This window comes from Enterobacter cloacae complex sp. CARB60 (assembly GCF_036487345.1).
Taxonomy (GTDB): Bacteria; Pseudomonadota; Gammaproteobacteria; order Enterobacterales; family Enterobacteriaceae; genus Enterobacter; species Enterobacter asburiae_D.
In genome coordinates this window covers 2,720,884-2,739,688 of sequence record NZ_JAZKLC010000002.1, presented here as the reverse complement: position 1 = coordinate 2,739,688, position 18,805 = coordinate 2,720,884, and the positions used below count along the sequence as shown (strand labels likewise).

Annotated in this window: 20 protein-coding genes; 8 read left to right on the top strand and 12 right to left on the bottom strand. The window is 59.7% G+C overall.

Going from position 1 to position 18,805, the window contains the following annotated elements:
* The first annotated feature begins 3 nt into the window (after nucleotides 1-3).
* The 7 genes from ihfA (at nucleotide 4) to selO (ending at nucleotide 5,780) form a co-directional block, all read left to right on the top strand.
* Nucleotides 4-303 (top strand): integration host factor subunit alpha, encoded by a 300-nt coding sequence (ihfA, locus tag V4835_RS14035; protein ID WP_003857805.1) that lies wholly within the window; start codon nucleotides 4-6, stop codon nucleotides 301-303.
* Between the two features lie 103 nt (nucleotides 304-406).
* Nucleotides 407-1,387 carry a vitamin B12 ABC transporter permease BtuC gene (gene btuC / locus V4835_RS14030; RefSeq protein WP_331412529.1) on the top strand — a complete coding sequence of 327 codons (981 nt, stop codon included), beginning with the start codon at nucleotides 407-409 and terminating at the stop codon, nucleotides 1,385-1,387.
* Nucleotides 1,388-1,421: 34 nt separating this feature from the next.
* A complete protein-coding gene (locus tag V4835_RS14025; protein WP_331412528.1) occupies nucleotides 1,422-1,973 on the top strand; it encodes a glutathione peroxidase in 552 nt (183 codons plus the stop codon).
* Entirely contained in the window at nucleotides 1,973-2,728 is a 756-nt protein-coding gene (btuD, locus tag V4835_RS14020) for a vitamin B12 ABC transporter ATP-binding protein BtuD (protein WP_331412527.1), read from the top strand. Before V4835_RS14025 ends, btuD begins: the two co-directional genes overlap by 1 nt.
* A 74-nt stretch (nucleotides 2,729-2,802) precedes the next feature.
* Entirely contained in the window at nucleotides 2,803-3,267 is a 465-nt protein-coding gene (locus tag V4835_RS14015; RefSeq protein WP_063142906.1) for a C40 family peptidase, read from the top strand.
* 292 nt (nucleotides 3,268-3,559) lie between these two features.
* Nucleotides 3,560-4,276: an EAL domain-containing protein gene (locus V4835_RS14010; RefSeq protein ID WP_023335378.1), complete on the top strand. Its 717-nt coding sequence runs from the start codon at nucleotides 3,560-3,562 to the stop codon at nucleotides 4,274-4,276.
* 61 nt (nucleotides 4,277-4,337) lie between these two features.
* Nucleotides 4,338-5,780: a protein adenylyltransferase SelO gene (gene selO, locus V4835_RS14005; protein WP_331412526.1), complete on the top strand. Its 1,443-nt coding sequence runs from the start codon at nucleotides 4,338-4,340 to the stop codon at nucleotides 5,778-5,780.
* 43 nt (nucleotides 5,781-5,823) lie between these two features.
* On the opposite strand, the gene V4835_RS14000 is transcribed toward selO, so the two are convergent.
* From V4835_RS14000 to V4835_RS13980, 5 genes are read right to left on the bottom strand one after another with little or no spacing between them, the layout of a single operon-like run.
* A complete protein-coding gene (locus V4835_RS14000; protein WP_063142908.1) occupies nucleotides 5,824-6,594 on the bottom strand; it encodes a 3-hydroxybutyrate dehydrogenase in 771 nt (256 codons plus the stop codon).
* A gap of 10 nt (nucleotides 6,595-6,604) precedes the next feature.
* Nucleotides 6,605-7,996 carry a GntP family permease gene (locus V4835_RS13995; protein WP_063142909.1) on the bottom strand — a complete coding sequence of 464 codons (1,392 nt, stop codon included), beginning with the start codon at nucleotides 7,994-7,996 and terminating at the stop codon, nucleotides 6,605-6,607.
* Between the two features lie 44 nt (nucleotides 7,997-8,040).
* The gene (locus V4835_RS13990) at nucleotides 8,041-9,222 is read right to left on the bottom strand and encodes an acetyl-CoA C-acetyltransferase (protein WP_331412525.1); all 1,182 of its coding nucleotides are present in this window, start codon (nucleotides 9,220-9,222) and stop codon (nucleotides 8,041-8,043) included.
* Nucleotides 9,223-9,231: 9 nt separating this feature from the next.
* Complete coding sequence (locus V4835_RS13985; RefSeq protein WP_331412524.1) at nucleotides 9,232-9,888, bottom strand: CoA transferase subunit B; 657 nt, start codon at nucleotides 9,886-9,888, stop codon at nucleotides 9,232-9,234.
* 2 nt (nucleotides 9,889-9,890) lie between these two features.
* On the bottom strand, nucleotides 9,891-10,598 hold the full coding sequence (locus V4835_RS13980) for a CoA transferase subunit A (RefSeq protein WP_063142912.1): 708 nt from the start codon (nucleotides 10,596-10,598) through the stop codon (nucleotides 9,891-9,893).
* 140 nt (nucleotides 10,599-10,738) lie between these two features.
* Between V4835_RS13980 and V4835_RS13975 the strand changes: the two genes are divergently transcribed.
* Nucleotides 10,739-11,662: a LysR family transcriptional regulator gene (locus V4835_RS13975; RefSeq protein WP_331412523.1), complete on the top strand. Its 924-nt coding sequence runs from the start codon at nucleotides 10,739-10,741 to the stop codon at nucleotides 11,660-11,662.
* Here V4835_RS13975 and V4835_RS13970 read toward each other — a convergent pair.
* From V4835_RS13970 to aroH, 7 genes are all read right to left on the bottom strand, one after another.
* Entirely contained in the window at nucleotides 11,629-12,408 is a 780-nt protein-coding gene (locus V4835_RS13970) for a heme ABC transporter ATP-binding protein (RefSeq protein WP_331412522.1), read from the bottom strand. The genes V4835_RS13975 and V4835_RS13970 overlap by 34 nt on opposite strands.
* Nucleotides 12,401-13,393, bottom strand: a complete 993-nt coding sequence (locus tag V4835_RS13965) for a FecCD family ABC transporter permease (RefSeq protein ID WP_331412521.1) — start codon at nucleotides 13,391-13,393, stop codon at nucleotides 12,401-12,403. The genes V4835_RS13970 and V4835_RS13965 overlap by 8 nt, the downstream gene beginning before the upstream one ends.
* Entirely contained in the window at nucleotides 13,393-14,214 is an 822-nt protein-coding gene (locus tag V4835_RS13960) for a heme/hemin ABC transporter substrate-binding protein (protein WP_331412520.1), read from the bottom strand. The genes V4835_RS13965 and V4835_RS13960 overlap by 1 nt, the downstream gene beginning before the upstream one ends.
* Nucleotides 14,211-15,239, bottom strand: a complete 1,029-nt coding sequence (gene chuS / locus V4835_RS13955; RefSeq protein WP_331412519.1) for a hematinate-forming heme oxygenase ChuS — start codon at nucleotides 15,237-15,239, stop codon at nucleotides 14,211-14,213. The genes V4835_RS13960 and chuS overlap by 4 nt, the downstream gene beginning before the upstream one ends.
* A gap of 35 nt (nucleotides 15,240-15,274) precedes the next feature.
* Nucleotides 15,275-17,257: a TonB-dependent hemoglobin/transferrin/lactoferrin family receptor gene (locus V4835_RS13950; RefSeq protein ID WP_331412518.1), complete on the bottom strand. Its 1,983-nt coding sequence runs from the start codon at nucleotides 17,255-17,257 to the stop codon at nucleotides 15,275-15,277.
* A gap of 77 nt (nucleotides 17,258-17,334) precedes the next feature.
* Complete coding sequence (gene hemP / locus V4835_RS13945) at nucleotides 17,335-17,517, bottom strand: hemin uptake protein HemP (protein ID WP_032638304.1); 183 nt, start codon at nucleotides 17,515-17,517, stop codon at nucleotides 17,335-17,337.
* Between the two features lie 210 nt (nucleotides 17,518-17,727).
* A complete protein-coding gene (gene aroH, locus V4835_RS13940; RefSeq protein ID WP_023311314.1) occupies nucleotides 17,728-18,774 on the bottom strand; it encodes a 3-deoxy-7-phosphoheptulonate synthase AroH in 1,047 nt (348 codons plus the stop codon).
* Nucleotides 18,775-18,805 lie beyond the last annotated feature (31 nt).

Here is an 18,805-nt window from a genome sequence, read left to right as displayed (position 1 = left end):
CCTATGGCGCTTACAAAAGCTGAAATGTCAGAATATCTGTTTGATAAGCTTGGGCTTAGCAAACGGGATGCCAAAGAGCTGGTAGAGCTGTTTTTCGAAGAGATCCGTCGTGCTCTGGAAAATGGTGAGCAGGTAAAACTCTCCGGTTTTGGCAATTTTGATTTGCGAGACAAAAACCAACGTCCGGGCCGTAACCCGAAGACGGGGGAAGATATTCCCATTACAGCCCGCCGCGTGGTGACCTTCAGACCCGGCCAGAAGTTAAAAAGCCGTGTCGAAAACGCAACGCCCAAAGCAGAGTAATATGAACTAACTAAAAAGGCCGCCCACGCGGCCTTTTTTCTTTGCGCTCTCCGGCAAACCCGCCGTAAAATCAATTACATCACACGCTACTAAAACCGTACCCATGCTTGATTATGCCCATCGCCAGCACCGTTCCGATAAGCGTCGCCTGCTTTTGCTGGTGCTGTTGCTCATTGTCGCCGCGGGCGTGAGCCTCTGCGCCGGAGACAGATGGATAGGGCCTGAAAGCTGGTGGGGGCCGGACGGGCAGCTCTTCGTCTGGCAAATTCGCCTGCCGCGCACCGTCGCGGTGGTTCTGGTGGGCGCCGCGCTGGCGCTGTGCGGCACCATTATGCAGGCGTTGTTTGATAACCCGCTGGCGGAGTCCGGCCTGCTCGGCGTGTCGAACGGGGCTGGCGTGGGTCTGATTGCGGCGGTGATGCTGGGCGGGGGAGAACTCTCCGGATGGAGTATTAGCCTGAGCGCTATTCTCGGTGCATTAGTGATAACCGCGATCCTTCTTCGCTTTGCCAGACGGCACTTATCGACCAGCCGCCTGCTGCTTGCCGGCGTGGCGCTGGGGATCATCTGCAGCGCGTTGATGACCTGGGCGGTCTACTTCTCAACATCCTTTGACCTGCGTCAGCTGATGTACTGGATGATGGGCGGCTTTGGGGGCGTTGACTGGCACCAGGGCTGGCTGATGGCGCTGCTGGTACCGGTCATCGTGTGGGCTGCCCTGCAGGCGCAGCCGCTGAATATGCTCGCGCTGGGTGAAACCTCTGCCCGCCAGCTCGGCATGCCGATTGGGTTCTGGCGTAATGTGCTGGTGATCGTCATTGGCTGGCTGGTCGGCGTCAGCGTGGCTCTGGCGGGCGCGATCGGTTTTATCGGGCTGGTTATTCCGCACATGCTGCGCCTGTGTGGCCTCACGGACCATCGGACCCTGCTTCCGGCCTCGGCGGTTGCCGGGGCCGTCACACTGCTGGTGGCCGATATCATCGCCCGGCTTGCCCTGACGGCCGCAGAGCTGCCGATTGGCGTGGTGACCGCCACGCTGGGCGCGCCGGTATTTATCTGGCTACTATTAAAAGCTGGACGTTAAATCAACTAGCCGTAAGACAACCTGAGGGAATGCTATGCAGTCAGAAATCCTGAGTACCGAAGTGACCACCATTGACGGCGAGAAAACCACGCTGGAAGGCTACAAAGGCAACGTGTTGCTTATCGTCAACGTGGCATCCAAATGTGGCCTGACGCCGCAGTACGAGCAGTTGGAAAACATTCAGAAGGCCTGGGAGAAAGACGGCTTCACCGTGCTGGGCTTCCCGTGCAACCAGTTCCTCGGCCAGGAGCCGGGCAGCGAAGAGGAGATTAAAACCTTCTGCAGCACCACCTATGGCGTGACGTTCCCGATGTTCAGCAAAATCGATGTTAACGGTGAAGACCGCCATCCGCTGTATGCGAAGCTGATCGCTGCCGCGCCGAAGGCCGTTGCGCCGGAAGGAAGCGGTTTTTATGAGCGCATGGCCAGTAAAGGTCGCGCGCCGCTTTACCCGGACGACATCCTGTGGAATTTTGAAAAGTTCCTGATTGGTCGCGACGGCCAGGTGGTTCAGCGCTTTTCGCCGGATATGACCCCTGAGGATCCGATCGTCATGGAATCGATCAAGCTGGCGCTGGCGAAATAATGTCGTTGCTGATGCAGCTCACGGACGTTGCCGAGAAGGGACGTCTGGAGCCGATAACCGGTACCGTCAATGCGGGTGAAATCCTGCATCTCGTCGGGCCAAACGGTGCGGGGAAGAGCACGCTGCTGGCACGGATGGCAGGCATGACCGACGGAGAAGGGCAGATAACGCTGCTGGAGCATACGCTCGCCGACTGGTCGCCGGTCTCGCTGGCGCATCGGCGCAGCTACCTCGTACAGCAGCAGATGCCGCCCTTTGCGATGCCGGTCTGGCACTATCTGATGCTGCATTTGCACGACAAACAACAAACGGCACTGCTGACGGACGTGGCTGCGGCCCTCGGACTGGAAGATAAACTCTCCCGGCACGCCAGCCAGCTTTCCGGCGGAGAGTGGCAGCGGGTGCGCCTGGCGGCCGTCATCCTTCAGATCCACCCGGTAGGCAATCCTCACGGGCGGATGCTGCTTCTCGATGAGCCCATGAGCGGTCTGGACGTGGCGCAGCAGGCGGCACTGGATACGCTGCTAAGCGCCCTGAGCCGAAAAGGCATCGCCGTGGTGATGAGCAGTCATGACCTCAACCACACCCTGCGTCATGCCCATCGGGTGTGGCTGCTGTCGAAGGGAAAGATGATCGCCAGCGGTGCGCGTGATCGGGTTCTTACGCCGCCCCATCTTGCCCGCGCGTACAACATGTCGTTCCGCAGGCTGGATATAGAGGGACATAAGATGCTGATTTCTACCGGGCAGTCGTAACCGTTTCTTGCCTCTTAGCACAATTGCACGCTAAATTACGAAAAGAACAAAAAAAGCAGAGGATTCGTCTGAAAATGCGATTCTGGTTTCTCCTGATGGCCACACTCTTTCTTGCGGGATGCAGTAGCCATCGTGCGCCGCCGCCTAACCCACGGCTTTCAGATTCGATCACCGTCATTGCCAGCCTTAACGATCAGCTGAGCAACTGGCGCGGCACGCCTTATCGCTACGGCGGAATGAGCCGCGGCGGGGTTGATTGCTCCGGCTTCGTTCTGATGACGTTTCGCGATAAGTTTGATTTACAGCTTCCGCGCGAAACGCGTAAGCAGGCTGAAATTGGCACTGAAATTGATAAAGACGATCTTCTGCCCGGTGACCTGGTTTTCTTCAAAACCGGATCGGGTGAAAGCGGTCTTCATGTGGGCATATATGATACAGACAATAAGTTCATTCACGCCTCGACCAGCCGCGGCGTGATGCGCTCTTCTCTTGATAATGTTTACTGGCGTAAAAATTTCTGGCAGGCACGACGTATATAGCCTTTGTCGGATACTTCTCTTATGACGGCATGGTAGTAATAAATCATGCCGTTTTTCCCAAATAAGATGCTTAAAGTTAAATTTGCCTAAAATTAGCGAATCCTGCATGTGTCTGTTTTATCTAAAACTGGCTATTATTCTGCAACCAGGATAAAATTATTTTAGATTCAGGGATAAATCTGAAAATTAATACGGAACTAATGAAATTAATCTTATTAAAATCAAGACAGTGGAATTGTGTCGGCAATTGCTCCAGGATGTCCTCTCTCATCTTTAATGCGGGGCGAGTGCAATGATTATTACGCTAGATAATGCTTACCAGTCTGAACTGCTGCTTTTACCTGCCCGTAATAGCGCGGGTGAGCTTAAAGGTTTAGAAATTCTGGTTAACTTTACTGGCGTCGGCAGCGATGTGCGGATCCCCACTGAGCTTGTTATCCCTCGACTTTCAGCGGCTGAAGAGTTAGCGCTGTTTAACGAAAAACTGCAATTGCTTGATACCTGTAAACTGTTTTTTATTCAGCATCAGTTAATTGCATGGATCAATATTACACCTGCAATAGTTGAGTTTTTATTAAGTAATGGAAACGCTGTTTCAATCCTTGAGCGTTATCCGTTCCTTGAGTTTACTGTTAATGAGAACTATCCAGGTTTAAATAACGGGAAGGACGATCTGCAGCTGGCGAGAATGGCGATCCATTTCCCGTTGGTTCTGGCAAACTTTGGCGCAGGCGCTGCATCGCTCAAAGCGGTCTATGATGGATTATTTAAACGGGTAATCCTTGATAAAGGCTTCATTCAGCAGCGTGCCCCGGAACTCTCTTTTGAGCCATTTATGCGCGCCATCCTCTGGCAAATCACGCCGCACTGCCAGTCAGTGATTGTCTCAGGCATTGACGACCACGGCCTGTTGCAACGCGTTTTGTCCTTCAATTTTGGCGCAATGCAGGGGGCACTCTGGCCAGCCGTCTCTGCAGAACACGTCACTACGCTGGTTCAGCAGCGATAACCCTTGCTTTCGCCCGTGTTTAAGTGCCGGTAAACCCTCTACACTAAAAGCAGGAGGACCTATGACCCTGTCTTTTACTGCTCACTGGCATGACGAGTTGCCTGGCTTTTACACCGCACTCAAACCAACACCGTTACAAAATTCACGCCTTATCTGGCATAACGATTTGCTGGCAGAAGAACTGGCCATTCCGCCTGAGCTGTTTCAGCATTCAGAGGGCGCAGGCGTCTGGGGCGGTGAAACGCTTCTCGCCGGTATGCAACCTCTGGCTCAGGTCTATAGCGGACATCAGTTTGGCGTCTGGGCGGGGCAGCTAGGCGACGGCAGGGGCATCCTGCTCGGTGAACAACAGCTTCCCAACGGGGAGACGGTTGACTGGCACCTGAAAGGCGCAGGCCTTACTCCCTATTCGCGAATGGGCGACGGGCGTGCGGTACTGCGTTCAACTCTTCGCGAGAGCCTGGGGTCAGAAGCGATGCATGCCCTGGGTATCCCCACCACCCGCGCGCTGTCGATTGTTACCAGCGATACGCCGGTTGCGCGCGAAACGATGGAAAAAGGGGCAATGCTGATGCGCATTGCGCAAAGCCATTTGCGCTTCGGCCATTTTGAGCACTTTTACTATCGCCGCGAGCCTGACAAGGTTCGCCAGCTTGCGGACTTTGCCATTCGTCACCACTGGGGGCATTTGCAGGACGAGGCGGATAAATACGTTCTCTGGTTCAGGGATGTGGTTGCCCGTACCGCAGCCCTGATTGCCCGCTGGCAAACGGTAGGCTTTGCCCATGGCGTGATGAATACGGACAACATGTCGATCCTCGGGCTGACCTTTGATTACGGTCCGTTTGGTTTCCTGGACGATTACCAGCCCGGCTATATCTGCAACCATTCCGACTATCAGGGACGTTACAGCTTTGACAATCAGCCGGCGGTTGGCCTGTGGAACCTGCAGCGGCTTGCGCAAACCCTGTCGCCGTTTATTGACGTTGATGCCCTCAACGATGCGCTCGACAGCTATCAGGACATTTTGCTGCGGGAATATGGCACGCTGATGCGCAACAAGCTGGGGCTGGTGACGCAGGAGAGGGGCGATAACGACATCCTCAATGGCCTGTTTGCCCTGATGGCGCGTGAGGGCAGCGATTATACCCGTACCTTCCGGATGCTGGGCCAGACGGAGCAGCACAGCGCGGCCTCGCCGCTGCGCGACGAGTTTATTGACAGGCAGGCGTTTGACGACTGGTTTGCCCAGTACCGCTCGCGGCTGCAGCAGGAGCAGGTGGATGACGCTGTCCGCCAGACGCAGATGAACGCCACTAACCCGGCGATGGTGTTGCGCAACTGGCTGGCGCAGCGGGCGATTGAGCAGGCAGAGGAGGGGGAATATGACGAGCTACACCGTTTGCATCTGGCGCTGCGCGCGCCGTTTGCCGACCGGGATGATGACTACGTCAGCCGCCCGCCTGACTGGGGCAAGCGGCTGGAGGTCAGCTGCTCAAGCTAACCCTGTTTGCCGGGTGGCGGCGTCGCTTCACCCGGCCTGGACATCACTGCGCAACCCATCCGCCATCCATATTCCACGCGGCGCCGCGAACGTTCACGGCGCTGTCGCTGCACAAAAACAGCGCCAGTTCACCCAGCTGCTCCGGGGTGACAAACTCGCCCGAAGGCTGTTTCTCTGCAAGGAGCAGATCGCGCGCCTGCTCCGGCGGCACGCCCTCAGCGATACGCTTATCAATTTGCTGTTGCACCAGCGGCGTCAGTACCCAGCCGGGGCAGATGGTATTGGCGGTAATACCGGTGCGGGCGGTTTCCAGCGCCAGCGATTTCGTAAAGCCCACTACGCCATGCTTGGCGGCCACGTAGGCTGACTTCTCTTTTGACGCGACCAGCCCGTGAACGGAGGCGATATTGATGATGCGCCCCCAGTTTTTCTCGCGCATGGCGGGGAGCGCCAGCCGGCTGGTGTGAAATACCGAAGAGAGATTAATGGCGATAATGTCGTTCCATTTCTCCACCGGAAACGCGTCAACCGGGGCGACATGCTGTATCCCGGCGTTGTTGACAAGAATGTCCACGCCGCCAAACTGCGATTCGGCGTAGCGCATCATGGCTTCAATTTGCAGCACGTCACGCAGGTCCGCATCGTGATAGCCCGGCTTTTTTCCCAGTTGCGCAATCTCTTCTCTTGCTGACCCGCTGTCGCCGAAACCGTTGAGGATCAGCTGTGCCCCGGCCTTCGCCAGTACGCGGGCGATCCCCAGCCCAATGCCGCTGGTCGAGCCTGTCACCAGTGCGGTCTTACCGTTCAGATTCATCTTTCTCTCCTTACACAATGCCGGTCAGATAGAACACGGCAATGACAAAAAGCACTGCCAGGCTTTTAATGATGGTGATAGCAAAAATGCCGCCGTAGGCCTGACGATGGCTCAGGCCGGTAATCGCCAGCAGGGTAATCACCGCGCCGTTATGGGGCAGCGTATCCATCCCCCCGCTCGCCATTGAAGCCACGCGGTGCAGTACCTCAAGCGGGATATTGGCGGCGTGGGCGGCGGCGACAAACGAGTCGGACATGGCGGCGAGCGCAATACTCATCCCGCCGGACGCCGAGCCGGTGATCCCCGCGAGGACGGTCACGCTGATGGCCTCATTAAGCAGCGGATTAGGGATGGCCGCCAGCGCTTTGGATAACACCAGGAACCCGGGCAGGGCGGCGATAACCGCGCCGAAACCGTATTCCGAGGCGGTATTCATCGCCGCCAGAATGGCACCGCTCACCGCGGTCCGGCTGCCTTCAGCCAGTCGCCCCCGGATATTGCGAAAGCCAAAAATCAGCACCAGCACAATACCTGAGATCAGCGCCGCTTCCACGGCCCAGATGGCGGTGATCTTGCCCACCTCGGTCACAATCGGTTTCGCCAGGCCTGGCAGAGTAAGCTCGTGTGTCGTGCCGTACCAGCCTGGGATCCAGCGGGTAAACAGCAGGTTCAGTATGCCCACCACCAGCAGAGGGGAGATAGCAATCAGCGGATGCGGAAGGTTAATATTATCCGGCGTTTCGGGTTCATTTTTCAGATCCGTGCCGTAGCCTTCGTTGTTATTGAACGCCTTACGACGCTGGCGCTCCAGCCAGAGCAGGCCAAAGACGATAATGAACAGAGAGCCGATAAGCCCCAGCCACGGCGCGGCCCAGGCGTTCGTACCAAAAAAGCTGGTGGGGATGATGTTCTGGATCTGCGGCGTGCCGGGCAGGGCGTCCATGGTAAACGAGAATGCCCCCAGCGCCACGGTGGCCGGGATCAGCCGCTTGGGGATGCCGCTCTGGCGGAACAGCTCCGCGGCGAAAGGGTAAACCGCAAACGCCACCACGAACAGCGACACGCCGCCGTAGGTTAACAACGCGCACACCAGGACAATCACCGGAATGGCGTGGCGACGACCGAGGATCTGAATCGCGGCGGCGACGATAGAGCGTGAGAAACCGGAAAGCTCAATCAGCTTGCCAAAAACGGCTCCCAGCAGGAACACCGGGAAGTAGAGCTTGACGAAGCCCACCATCTTTTCCATAAACAGGCCGGTAAACGTCGGGCCGACGGCACCCGGATCGGTCAGCAGCACGGCGCCGAGCGCCGCAATCGGCGCAAACAAAATAACGCTGTATCCGCGATAGGCCGCCAGCATCAGCAGCGCCAGCGCCGCCAGGGCAATTAACACACTCATTACGACTCCTCACTTTAATTATTATTCGGGTACCAACGAGAGGCTTAACGCTCGACGGTGAGAGCAATGCCTTGCCCGCCGCCTACGCACAGGGTGACGAGCCCTTTTTTAACGTCACGGCGCTGCATTTCGTACAGCAGCGTCACGAGGATGCGGCAGCCGGAGGCGCCAATCGGATGACCCAGGGCGATAGCGCCGCCGTTAACGTTCACCTTGCGTTCATCCCAGCCGAGCTGCTTGCCCACCGCCAGCGCCTGGGCGGCAAAGGCTTCATTGGCTTCAATGAGGTCCACGTCATCCAGCGTCCAGCCCGCCCGCGACAGCGCCGTCCGGCAGGCGCTGACCGGACCGATGCCCATCACCGACGGGTCAACGCCCGTCACGGCGTAGCTCACGATGCGACCGAGAATGGGCAAACCGCTCTCCCGCGCCTTTTCGCCGCTCATCAGCAGCACCGCAGCGGCACCGTCGTTGAGCGTGGACGCATTTCCGGCCGTGACCGTGCCTTCCTCCTGCAAAAAAGCGGGGCGCAGCTGCGCCAGCTGCTCAGCGGTAGTGCCTGGCCGGGGCTGTTCGTCACCGCGGACAATAAGCGGCGGTTTTTTACCCTGTTTCACCGTCACCGGCGCTATCTCGGCATCAAAGCGACCCGCTTCGATGGCGGAGGCCGCTTTGTGCTGCGACCGGGCGGCAAATGCGTCCTGCTGCGCGCGGGAAATGTCATTCTCACGGGCGACGTTTTCAGCGGTGATCCCCATGTGGTAATCGTTGAACGCGTCCCACAGGCCGTCGGTAATCATGCTGTCCTGCAGGCCCGTATGGCCAAAACGCAGCCCTGAACGCGCGCCGTCCAGAAGATAGGGGGCGTTGCTCATGCTCTCCTGACCGCCAGCGATAACCACATCCGCGTCGCCGCAGCGGATCGCCTGCGCGGCGAGCTGCACCGCTTTTAGACCCGCACCGCACACCAGGTTGACCGTTGTCGCCGGTGTGCTGACGGGCAATCCGGCGGTGATGGCCGTCTGGCGCGCAGGGTTTTGCCCGCATCCCGCCGTCAGCACCTGACCGAAAATCAGTTCATTCACCTGTTCTGCGCTAAAACCGCTGTTCTCCAGCAGATGCCGCACCGCGGCGGCCCCCAGCTCAACCGCCGAAAGGGACGATAGCGATCCGCGAAAACTGCCAATGGGGGTTCGCGTTGCCCCGACAATCATGACCTCTTTCATCGTGAATCCTCAGTTGAAGCGCATCTCGCGAACGTCGTCCGCCACGGTCATTTTCCCGGCCGTTTTAGCCGCAATTTCGTCGATGCTGACGCCGGGGGCGTATTCGCGCAGGATGAATGCGCCGTTCTCGATCTCAAGCAACGCGAGGTCGGTTAAGACCCGACGGATGCAGCCCGCGCCCGTGAGCGGCAGCGTGCAGCGCGGCAGCAGCTTTGACTCACCGCTTTTCGAGGCGTGGGTCATCACCACAATGATGTTCTGCGCCCCGGCGACGAGATCCATCGCGCCGCCCATGCCCTTCACCATCTTTCCGGGGATCATCCACGAGGCGATATTGCCCTCGACGTCCACTTCAAACGCGCCCAGCACGGTCAGGTCGACATGACCGCCGCGGATCATGGCAAACGACTGGGCCGAGTCGAAAATGGCCGCGCCGGTGCGCGCGGTCACGGTCTGTTTACCGGCGTTGATCATGTCGGCGTCAAGGCTCTGCTCGTCAGGAAAAGCCCCCATCCCCAGCAGTCCGTTTTCCGACTGGAGCATCACGTCCATTCCCTCCGGAATGTAGTTCGCTACCAGGGTAGGGATGCCGATCCCCAGGTTGACGTAGTAACCGTCGCGCAGCTCGCGGGCGACGCGCATGGCCATCTGTTCACGGGTTAACATCGTCACACTCCTTCCGCGCGCAGCGTGCGCTGTTCAATGCGTTTTTCAAACTGGCCGACAATCAGCCTGTCGACGTAAATTCCCGGGGTATGAATGGCCGACGGGGGCAGCTCGCCCGGGGGAACAATCTCTTCCACCTCGACGACCGTTATCCGGCCCGCCGTTGCCATCAGCGGATTAAAATTTTGCGCGGTATGCCGATAGACAACGTTGCCGTACCAGTCCGCTTTCCAGCCCTTAATGAGCGCGAAATCCCCGGTAATGGCCTCTTCAAGGATGTAGTGCTTCCCCGCAAACTGGCGCACGTCTTTGCCGGCAGCCACGGGCGTGCCGTAGCCGGTGGCGGTGTAAAATGCTGGAATGCCCGCGCCGCCCGCGCGCACCTTTTCCGCCAGCGTGCCCTGAGGCGTGAGTTCAATCTCCAGTTCGCCGCTCAGCACCTGCCGCTCGAACAGCGCGTTCTCGCCGACGTAAGAGGCCACCACTTTGCGAACCTGACGCGTTTCGAGCAGTAGCCCGAGACCGAAACCGTCCACGCCGCAGTTGTTTGATACCACCGTCAGGTCTTTCACCTGACGGCGTCTGACCTCTGCAATCAGGTTCTCCGGAATACCGCACAGGCCAAAGCCGCCCGCCAGCAAGGTCATCCCGTCCGTCAGCCCATCCAGCGCCTGCGCATAGCTGCCGACGCGCTTATCCAGTCCCGCCATAGTCATCCCTCCCGTTAACCGTGCCGGTATCATTAGGGGCGGCGACTCATTTGTTAATTTTGAATTTGTGACCCACTCATTTGGTTTTTTTATTAATTTCCTGTTAACTAAATTTTTTCAATTAGTTAACAGGATGAAAAATGAGAATGAGTGTCAAACAGTTACGCGCGTTTTTAGCGGTAGCTCACACTCTGAATTTCGCGCACGCCAGCGAACGGCTGAATCTTTCCCAGCCGGCCCTGAGCCTGACCATTAAAGCGCTGGAGGACACGCTCGGCGGACCGCTGCTGCAGCGGAGCACGCGCAAGGTCGCGCTGACGCAGGAGGGAGAGACGTTTTTGCCCATGGCGCGCCAGCTGCTTGCCGACTGGGATAACGTCGAAGAGGCGATGCACCAGTGCTTTACCCTGCAGCGCGGTAAAATCTCGGTCGCCGCCATGCCGTCGTTTGCCGCGAATGTCCTGCCCGAGGTGCTAAAAGCGTTTCGCGATCGTCATGCCGGGGTCAACGTCACCGTGCATGACGTTATTAACGAGCAGGTGATCGAGATGGTGCGCGAAGGGCGGGTCGAGATGGGCATCGCCTTTGAGCCCGCGCCGACGCACAACCTGCTGTTTACCCCGCTGGGCCTCGACAGGTTTGTTGCCATTGTGCCGAAAGACTCCTCGCTGGCGGGCAAAAAGCGCCTGACGTGGGAAGAGCTGCTGACGCTGGATTTCATCACCCTGCAGCGCCCCTCTGCGGTGCGTCTGATGATGGAAGAGGAGCTGGCGCGAAGCGGCAGAAAGCTGGACGTCGCGCTGGAAAGTCACCAGCTGGTGACGGTCGGACGAATGGTTGCAAGTGGCCTGGGCGGCAGCGCCGTCCCGGCGCTGTGCGAGACGCAGATGGCGTCGCTGGGGGCGGTCTGTATTCCACTGGACAGCCCGCCCATTGAAAAGTGTATCGGGGTCATCCATCCAGGGCACACGCAGCTCTCTAAGGCGGCGCATGCCCTGCTGGAAACCCTGAAAGATTTTTACCAGCCCGATCAGGGGGCAAGAAACACCTGCGGCGCGGCGTGAGCCGGATGCCTGCCGACGATCACCTGCGCGCCGTACCAGCGCGCCAGCGCATCGGCCTGCAAAACGGTTTCCGGTTCTCCCTGGGACACGATCCTGCCGCCATGCAGCAGCAGGATGCGGTCCGCCCACAGCGCCGCCAGATTAAGGTCGTGCAGCACCGCGCACACGTGCAGATGACCCCGACGGGTCAGGGATTTCAGCAGGCGCAGCAGATGCTGCTGGTGATAGAGATCCAGCGCAGAGGTGGGTTCATCAAGGAACAGCCAGCCGCGCGGCGCGCCGTCGCACCAGAGCTGAGCCAGCGCGCGGGCGAGCTGGATGCGCTGCTGCTCGCCGCCGGAGAGTGCGGCAAACTGCCTGCCCGCCAGCGGTAAACAGCCGGTGACGGCCATGACCTCCTCAATAACCGACGCTTCAGGCGTGCGGGTCCAGGGCGCTCGCCCCATACCGACGACCGCCTCAGCAGGCCAGTCAAATCCGAGCTGCGTGTTCTGGCGCATTACCGCCCGATAACGGGAGAGCCTGTCCGGGTGCCAGGCTAAAAGCGGTGTGCCCGCCAGGCTGCACCGTCCCCCCGCAGGTTTAAGATAGCCGGTCAGCAGCCGCAGCAGCGTTGATTTCCCGGCGCCGTTGGGGCCAATCAGCGCCACCAGCTCGCCCTGAGATAAGGTCAGCGACACGTCGTTAATCAGCGTGCGTTGTCCGGCGCGAAAAACAAGGTTTTCTGCACAGTAGCGTTCAGCCATGCGCACCTCCGCGACGAAAGATAAGCCACAGAAACCACGGCGCGCCGAGAAGGCTGGTCAATAAGCCGACCGGCATTTCCGCCGGGGCGACCAGGCTGCGCGCCAGCGTATCGGCAACCAGCAGGAGCAGCGCGCCGGCCAGCACCGAGCCGGGGAGCACGGCCCGGTGGTCGGCTCCCAGCCACATGCGCACCAGGTGCGGCACCACCAGACCGACAAAGCCGATCACGCCGCTGACCGCAACGGCGGCGGCCACCAGCAGGGCGCTGCACAGCAGCAGGATCCGCTGCACGGCGGCAACCTCCACGCCGAGGTAATGCGCCTCTTCGTCGCCCAGCTGCAGCAGGTTGAGGGCGCCTGCCAGACGCCAGATAGCCAGCGCGGTGGGGACCATCAGCGACGCGACGGCCAGCAGGGTTGACCACTGCGCCTGGCCGAGGCTGCCCATTCCCCAGAGCGAAAGCTGGCGAAGCTGGGCATCATTGCTGAGCCATGACAGCACGCCGACGGCCGCGCCGCACAGGGCGTTGATGGCAATCCCCACCAGCAGAAGGCGCGACAGGGAAGCGTCACGCTGCCGGCTGAGCAGGAAAATCACGAAGGTGGCGGCCAGCGCGCCGAGAAACGCCGCCAGCATCGGGGCATACAGCATCACCAGTGCAGGCAGCGAGAGCGGAAGTACTACCCACAGCGCAACGGCGAGCGCCGCGCCGCTGCTGATGCCGAGCAGTCCCGGGTCCGCCAGCGGATTGCGAAACAGCCCCTGCATCACGCAGCCCGCCAGCGCCAGTGAACCGCCGATCGCCAGCGCCAGCAGCACGCGAGGCAGGCGGATCGTCAGCCAGATTTGACGCAGCGCCTCATCGGTACCGTTCCACAGCAGGCTTACCGGCAGGCGTAATGCCCCAACCCCGGTCGCTGCGAGCGTCATGATGATCAGGATCGCGGTCAGCATCCATAACGATAAGACTATCCGCCGGGACATCAGGGCAGCTGCTCCGCTTTGGCACGCAGCTGCTGGATGGCTTCCGGCGTTCGCACGCTGAAGCCCAGCAGCGCCATATCGTCAATCGCCAGCACCTGCTTATTCCGTCCCGCCGGGGTTTGCGCCAGGCCGGGCAGCGTCCACAGATTTGCTTCACCGCCCAGGGCGTTGAGACCGTCCTGTGAAATCACCACCAGGTCGGGTCGGCTGGCGATCGTGCCTTCCTGATACAGCGGCTGATAGCGGGTGAACCCCTGCATCGCGTTCTGCAGCCCCGCCGCACGAATGGCAGCATCCGCGCCGGTCTGCTGTCCGGCGGCCATGGCGGTCATCCCGCCGTGGTTGAGAATAAACAGCACCCGCTTGTTGAGCGGTGACGCGGGCAGCGCCGACAGCGCCTGACGCAGCGTGCTGCGCAGGACCTCCCCCTCGGCCTCGCGGTGCGTCGCTTCAGCGACGATCCGCACCTTTTCGTCAATGACGTTCAGGTCGTTACCGGCAGGAACAGCGATCACCCTGACGTGGCTTTGCTCAACCTGCTTTAGCGCCAGAGACGGCTGCGCCTGAGCGCTGGCCAGCACCAGCGTGGGGCGCATGGATAAGATCCCTTCCGCATTGAGCTGGCGCAGATAGCCCACGTCAGGCAGCGAATTCGCCGCCTGCGGCCACTGGCTGGTGCTGTCGCGTGCCACCAGCGAGGACGCCGCGCCGAGAGCGTAGACAATCTCGGTGACGTCGCCGCCGAGCGTGACGATTTTCTCCTGCGGCGCTGCAAACGCCAGCAGGGGCAGGGCGCTGAGCAGGGCAAGCCACCGCTTCATGCGGCCAGCCCTTTCGCCGTTAAGGCGTCAATCTGGCTGCGCCACTGGCTCTGCTCCGGTTCGCCTTCCGTACGCTGGCCGTACAGCTGGGCGATTTGGGTTCCGTCGGCGGCAAACAGCTCCAGGCTGGTGACATGCCCGTCAGCCGTCGGCTTGCGCGTGACCCACGTTTCCGCAATGGATCCTTCAAGCAGATGCAGGGTAAAGGTTGGGTTAAAGACGTTCAGCCAGCCTTTCATCGGCACCAGCTTTTCCACCGCGCCGGTGAAGATCTGCACGCAGCCGCGGTTGCCGACGAAGACCATGATTTCGTTACCGTCCCTGCGCGCCGTCTCCAGGAGCTGCGCCAGCGCGGTGTTTTCTACCCGGCAGGCCAGATCGTCTCCCACCAGGCGAAACGCCTGCTGGCGGCTGAGGTTATGGCGCTTGAGCAGGCTGAAGAATTGATGAACGTCGGTCATAGCGCGCCACTCGTTGTCCACGAGAGCAGCATTTGCGTTTTCTGCATGAGCCGGGGCATCGGCCATCCTCAACGCCAGCGGCGGGTTGTCGGCAAAGATAAAGCGGGTCAGCACGTCGCCCCAGGCGGAAACGTCGGTGTTATCCGTGGCGTAGACCTTCAGCAGGGCATCGCCCTGATGGTCGAAGAACTGAATGCTCTGCCGCTCGCCGCGGGCGGTGGTTTCGCTGATGTGAAACGCGCTCGCCCACTGGTTGAGGAACAGGCGCAGATCCAGCGCGCGCGGGTTCAGCACCAGCCCGGCGTGGCCGTTCAGGTGCTGGTTGGTAAATCTCCCGACCTGTTCGTGAACGGCGTATTCGTTGCGGCAGATACATTTAGTTTCGCCCACCGCCTCCAGCGCGCCCAGGATCTCGCGGATTTCACCGCGCAGTCGCCAGGCGTCGTGACCCACGCGGGCAAAGGTCAGCTCTGCTTCACTGATGTTCATTAACCCCGCGACGTCGCGCGCGTACTTACCCGGATTGGCTTCTTTTAGCTCAAGCCAGCGCGTGTAGTGATTCATTGTCTCTTCCTTCTGAATAGTTGCCCCGAAGGGAATTACCACTGATAGCTTACGAAAATCTTGCCGTTACGGCCGTCCTGCGGAATGCCCTGAGGTGACCAGTAGGCTTTGTCGAAAGCGTTGCCCAGCACCAGCGTGGTGGTCACGCCTTTGAGCCGCTCCTGGCCTTTGTAGCTCACGTAGAAATCGTTGACCGCATAGCCCGGCTGCTTGCTGTAGCTGCTGCTGATATGCGTTGAGCGATCGACAAAGGTGCCAATCCAGCCGACGGAGAACCCGCTTTGCGCCACCGGAACGTCCAGCTTGCTGGTGACGGTGTCCGGGTTGATGCTGGAGATGTACTCGCCCGTATCGGTGTCTTTCCCGCGCGTGCGGTTATAGGCCAGGTCGAGGCTGAAGAGGTCGGCCGAGTATTTTGCCATCATGTCCCAGCCCCAGATTTTGGCGTTCGGGACGTTGTACGACATGGTGGTCGCGGCGGCAAAATCGACGGTGGTGGAGATATAGTCTTTGGCTTTGGTGTCGAAATAGCTGGCTTTAAACTCCAGCGCATCGTTGGCAAGCATCAGATCGTCAAAGCGCAGGCCAAAACCAAACTCCTGCGTTTCGTTGGTTTCCGGGCGCAGGTTAGGGTTTGGCACCCAGTAGTTGGTATAGAAGCGGCCAATGGAGAAGTGTTTGGCGTCGTTATACATCTCGCCCATGGTCGGCGCGCGGAAGGCCTGCGCGTAAGAGCCAAACAGCATCAGCCAGTCGGTCGGGCTGACGGTTAACCCGGCGCGGGATGACCACTTATCGGCATCCACATCGTTGTAGCCGTTGCTGCTGCCGCGGTAGTTGTCATAGCGCGTGCCGCCCAGCAGGGTAACAGGCAGATCGCGCAGGGTGATCTCATCCTGCAGCCAGCCGGAGCTGAAGTCGATTTTCGCGTCCGGGAAGCCGGTGGTTGCCCCGCCCGGATGTTGCTCCTGACGATAGTATTCCCCGCCGTAGGTCAGGAGGTGTGCTGCAAAGGTGTCGGTGAACAGGCGGGTGCGGTTTTCCACCTTGCCGCCTTTGGTGGTCTGCTTGCGAAACTCACCGCTGCCGTCGATGTTCTGGGCATTAATGCGCGCTTCGGACCAGTAGACCTTCGCGTCGGCGTCCAGCCAGTCGTACCCTTCCGGCGCAATGTGGTAGCCAACCTGCGCATCGCGCTGGATGGTGGAGCGGTCGGTCATCGGGTTACTGCTGTCCGCCCCGGTGGTTTGCGGGTTTTTCGGCTCCTGAGCGGCGTTGTTGTAGTAGCGCAGGGAGCCGCTCAGGGTCTGGGCCGGGTCGATTTTCCAGCTGCCTTTCGCCAGCATGTTGTTGATGGATTCGTCGTTAGGCGCGGTTGCACCGTCACTCTGGCGGATATCACCGCGATCCCGGCTGGACCAGGAGACCAGACCGTCCAGCGTATCGGTGCGGCCGTAGGCGCTGGCCCCCATCCCGAGGCTGCGATCGCCCGTCGCGCCCGTTCCAAACACGCGGTAGCCGCTGTTTTTACCCGGTTCGAGCAGATCGTTGGCATCGGCGGTGTCATAGGAAATCACGCCGCCCAGCGCGCCGCTGCCGTACAGCAGGGCCGACGGGCCGCGCACCACCTCGATACGTTTGATTAGCGCGGGATCGAGGAAGGTGCTGTTCAGGTGGCCGGTATCGGTTCCCTGGCGCACGCCGTCAACCAGCACCAGCACGCCCCGACGGTCATAGCCGCGCAGGTTTACGTCCTGCCCGTTGGTGCGCCCGGTGCCGTCCAGCGTCAGGCCGGGGACGTTACGCAGCAGGTCGGCCGCCGAGCTGGCGGTCTGTTTCTCCGGCGCGCTGGCGTCAATCACGCTCACCATCATGGGCGCTTCAAAGGCGCTGCGGGCGTTGCCCGTGGCGGTGACGGTAATGTCGTCTGCGGCGGCGAACGCGACGCCCGGCAGGGTACTGGCAATCGTCAGCGCCAGAAGTGACGGACGTAAAGATGCGGAAGGCAGGTGTGGCATAGCAACTCTCCATAAGAAGTGAAAAGCGCTGGCTGCCTGGGGGTCACCTGGGTGGCTGGCGTATTTTTAGGTGTTGTTTATTTTGTGAGGATCAGTTTTCCAGCATGGGTCTGGCGCAGAAGATAGCGCTGTCCGTCATGCTCGATAATGACCCGTCCCTCATCGCCGAGGAGGGTTTTGCTGTCAATCCGACGCTCGGCGGGGGCTGGCGCTGTGTGTGTTTTTGCTGGCGTTGCCGCGCTGTTATCCGTACGTGACATAATGTTTATAAATAACAATCAATGTAACAATGATAATCATTATCAATAAACTGCAAATTCACGGCAAGCGTTTTTGTGAAAAAAGGGTGAGGGGATCAAATTTGGGGGTGAGGTGCGGTCTGATGCCCTCACCCCGACCCTCTCCCCACAGGGAGAGGGAGAAGGGCAAGAACCGTAGGCCGGGTAAGCGCAGCGCCACCCGGCAGGATTTTAAAAGCGCGTGTCCACGGCTGAAGCCAGCTTCTCCAGCAGCAGTTCGCTGTCTTCCCAGCTCAGGCACGGGTCGGTGATTGACTGGCCGTAAACCATCTGCTGTCCGGCAACGATTTTCTGCGTGCCTTCCTTGATGAAGCTCTCGGCCATAATCCCTGCAACGGCGGTTGAACCGCTGCGGATCTGCTGGCAGATCTCATCGCAGACGTCCAGCTGGCGGCGATGCTGCTTCTGGCAGTTGCCGTGGCTGAAATCGACCACCAGATGTTCCGGCAGGTCGAATTCGGCCAGCGTTTCGCAGGCCGCCGCAATATCTTGTGCATGGTAATTGGGTTTCTTCCCGCCGCGCATAATGATATGCCCGTACGGGTTGCCGCTGGTCTGGTAGATGGTCATATGACCGCTCTTATCCGGCGACAGGAACATGTGGCTGGCACGGGCAGCGCGGATGGCATCAACCGCGATGCGGGTGTTGCCGTCGGTCCCGTTTTTAAAGCCGACCGGACAGGAAAGGGCGGAGGCCATCTCACGGTGGATCTGGCTTTCGGTCGTGCGCGCGCCAATCGCGCCCCAGCTGATCAGATCGGCGATAAACTGCCCGGTCACCATATCGAGAAACTCGGTCGCCGTCGGAACGCCCAGCTCGTTGACCTGTAAAAGCAGCTTCCGCGCCAGCTCGATACCGTGGTTAACGCGATAGCTGCCGTTGAGGTCTGGGTCGGAAATCAGTCCCTTCCAGCCCACCACGGTGCGCGGTTTTTCAAAGTAGGTGCGCATCACAATCTCAAGGCGATGCTGGTACTTATCCCGCAGTCCCTGGAGCCGTTTTGCATAATCCATCGCGGCATCCAGATCGTGGATGGAGCAAGGCCCAATCACCACCAGAAGACGTTTGTCTTCACCATTCAGGATTTTTTCAATGCGGCGACGGGAAGCCGTCACGTGTTCCGCGACGGCGGCGGAAACAGGGTGCCGCTGTGCCAGTTCAGCCGGCGTGACCAGGCTGTCAATGCGCGCAGTGCGGAGTTCATCGGTTTTATTCATGGAATGTCTCAGAAAATTTTTGCTTCATCGG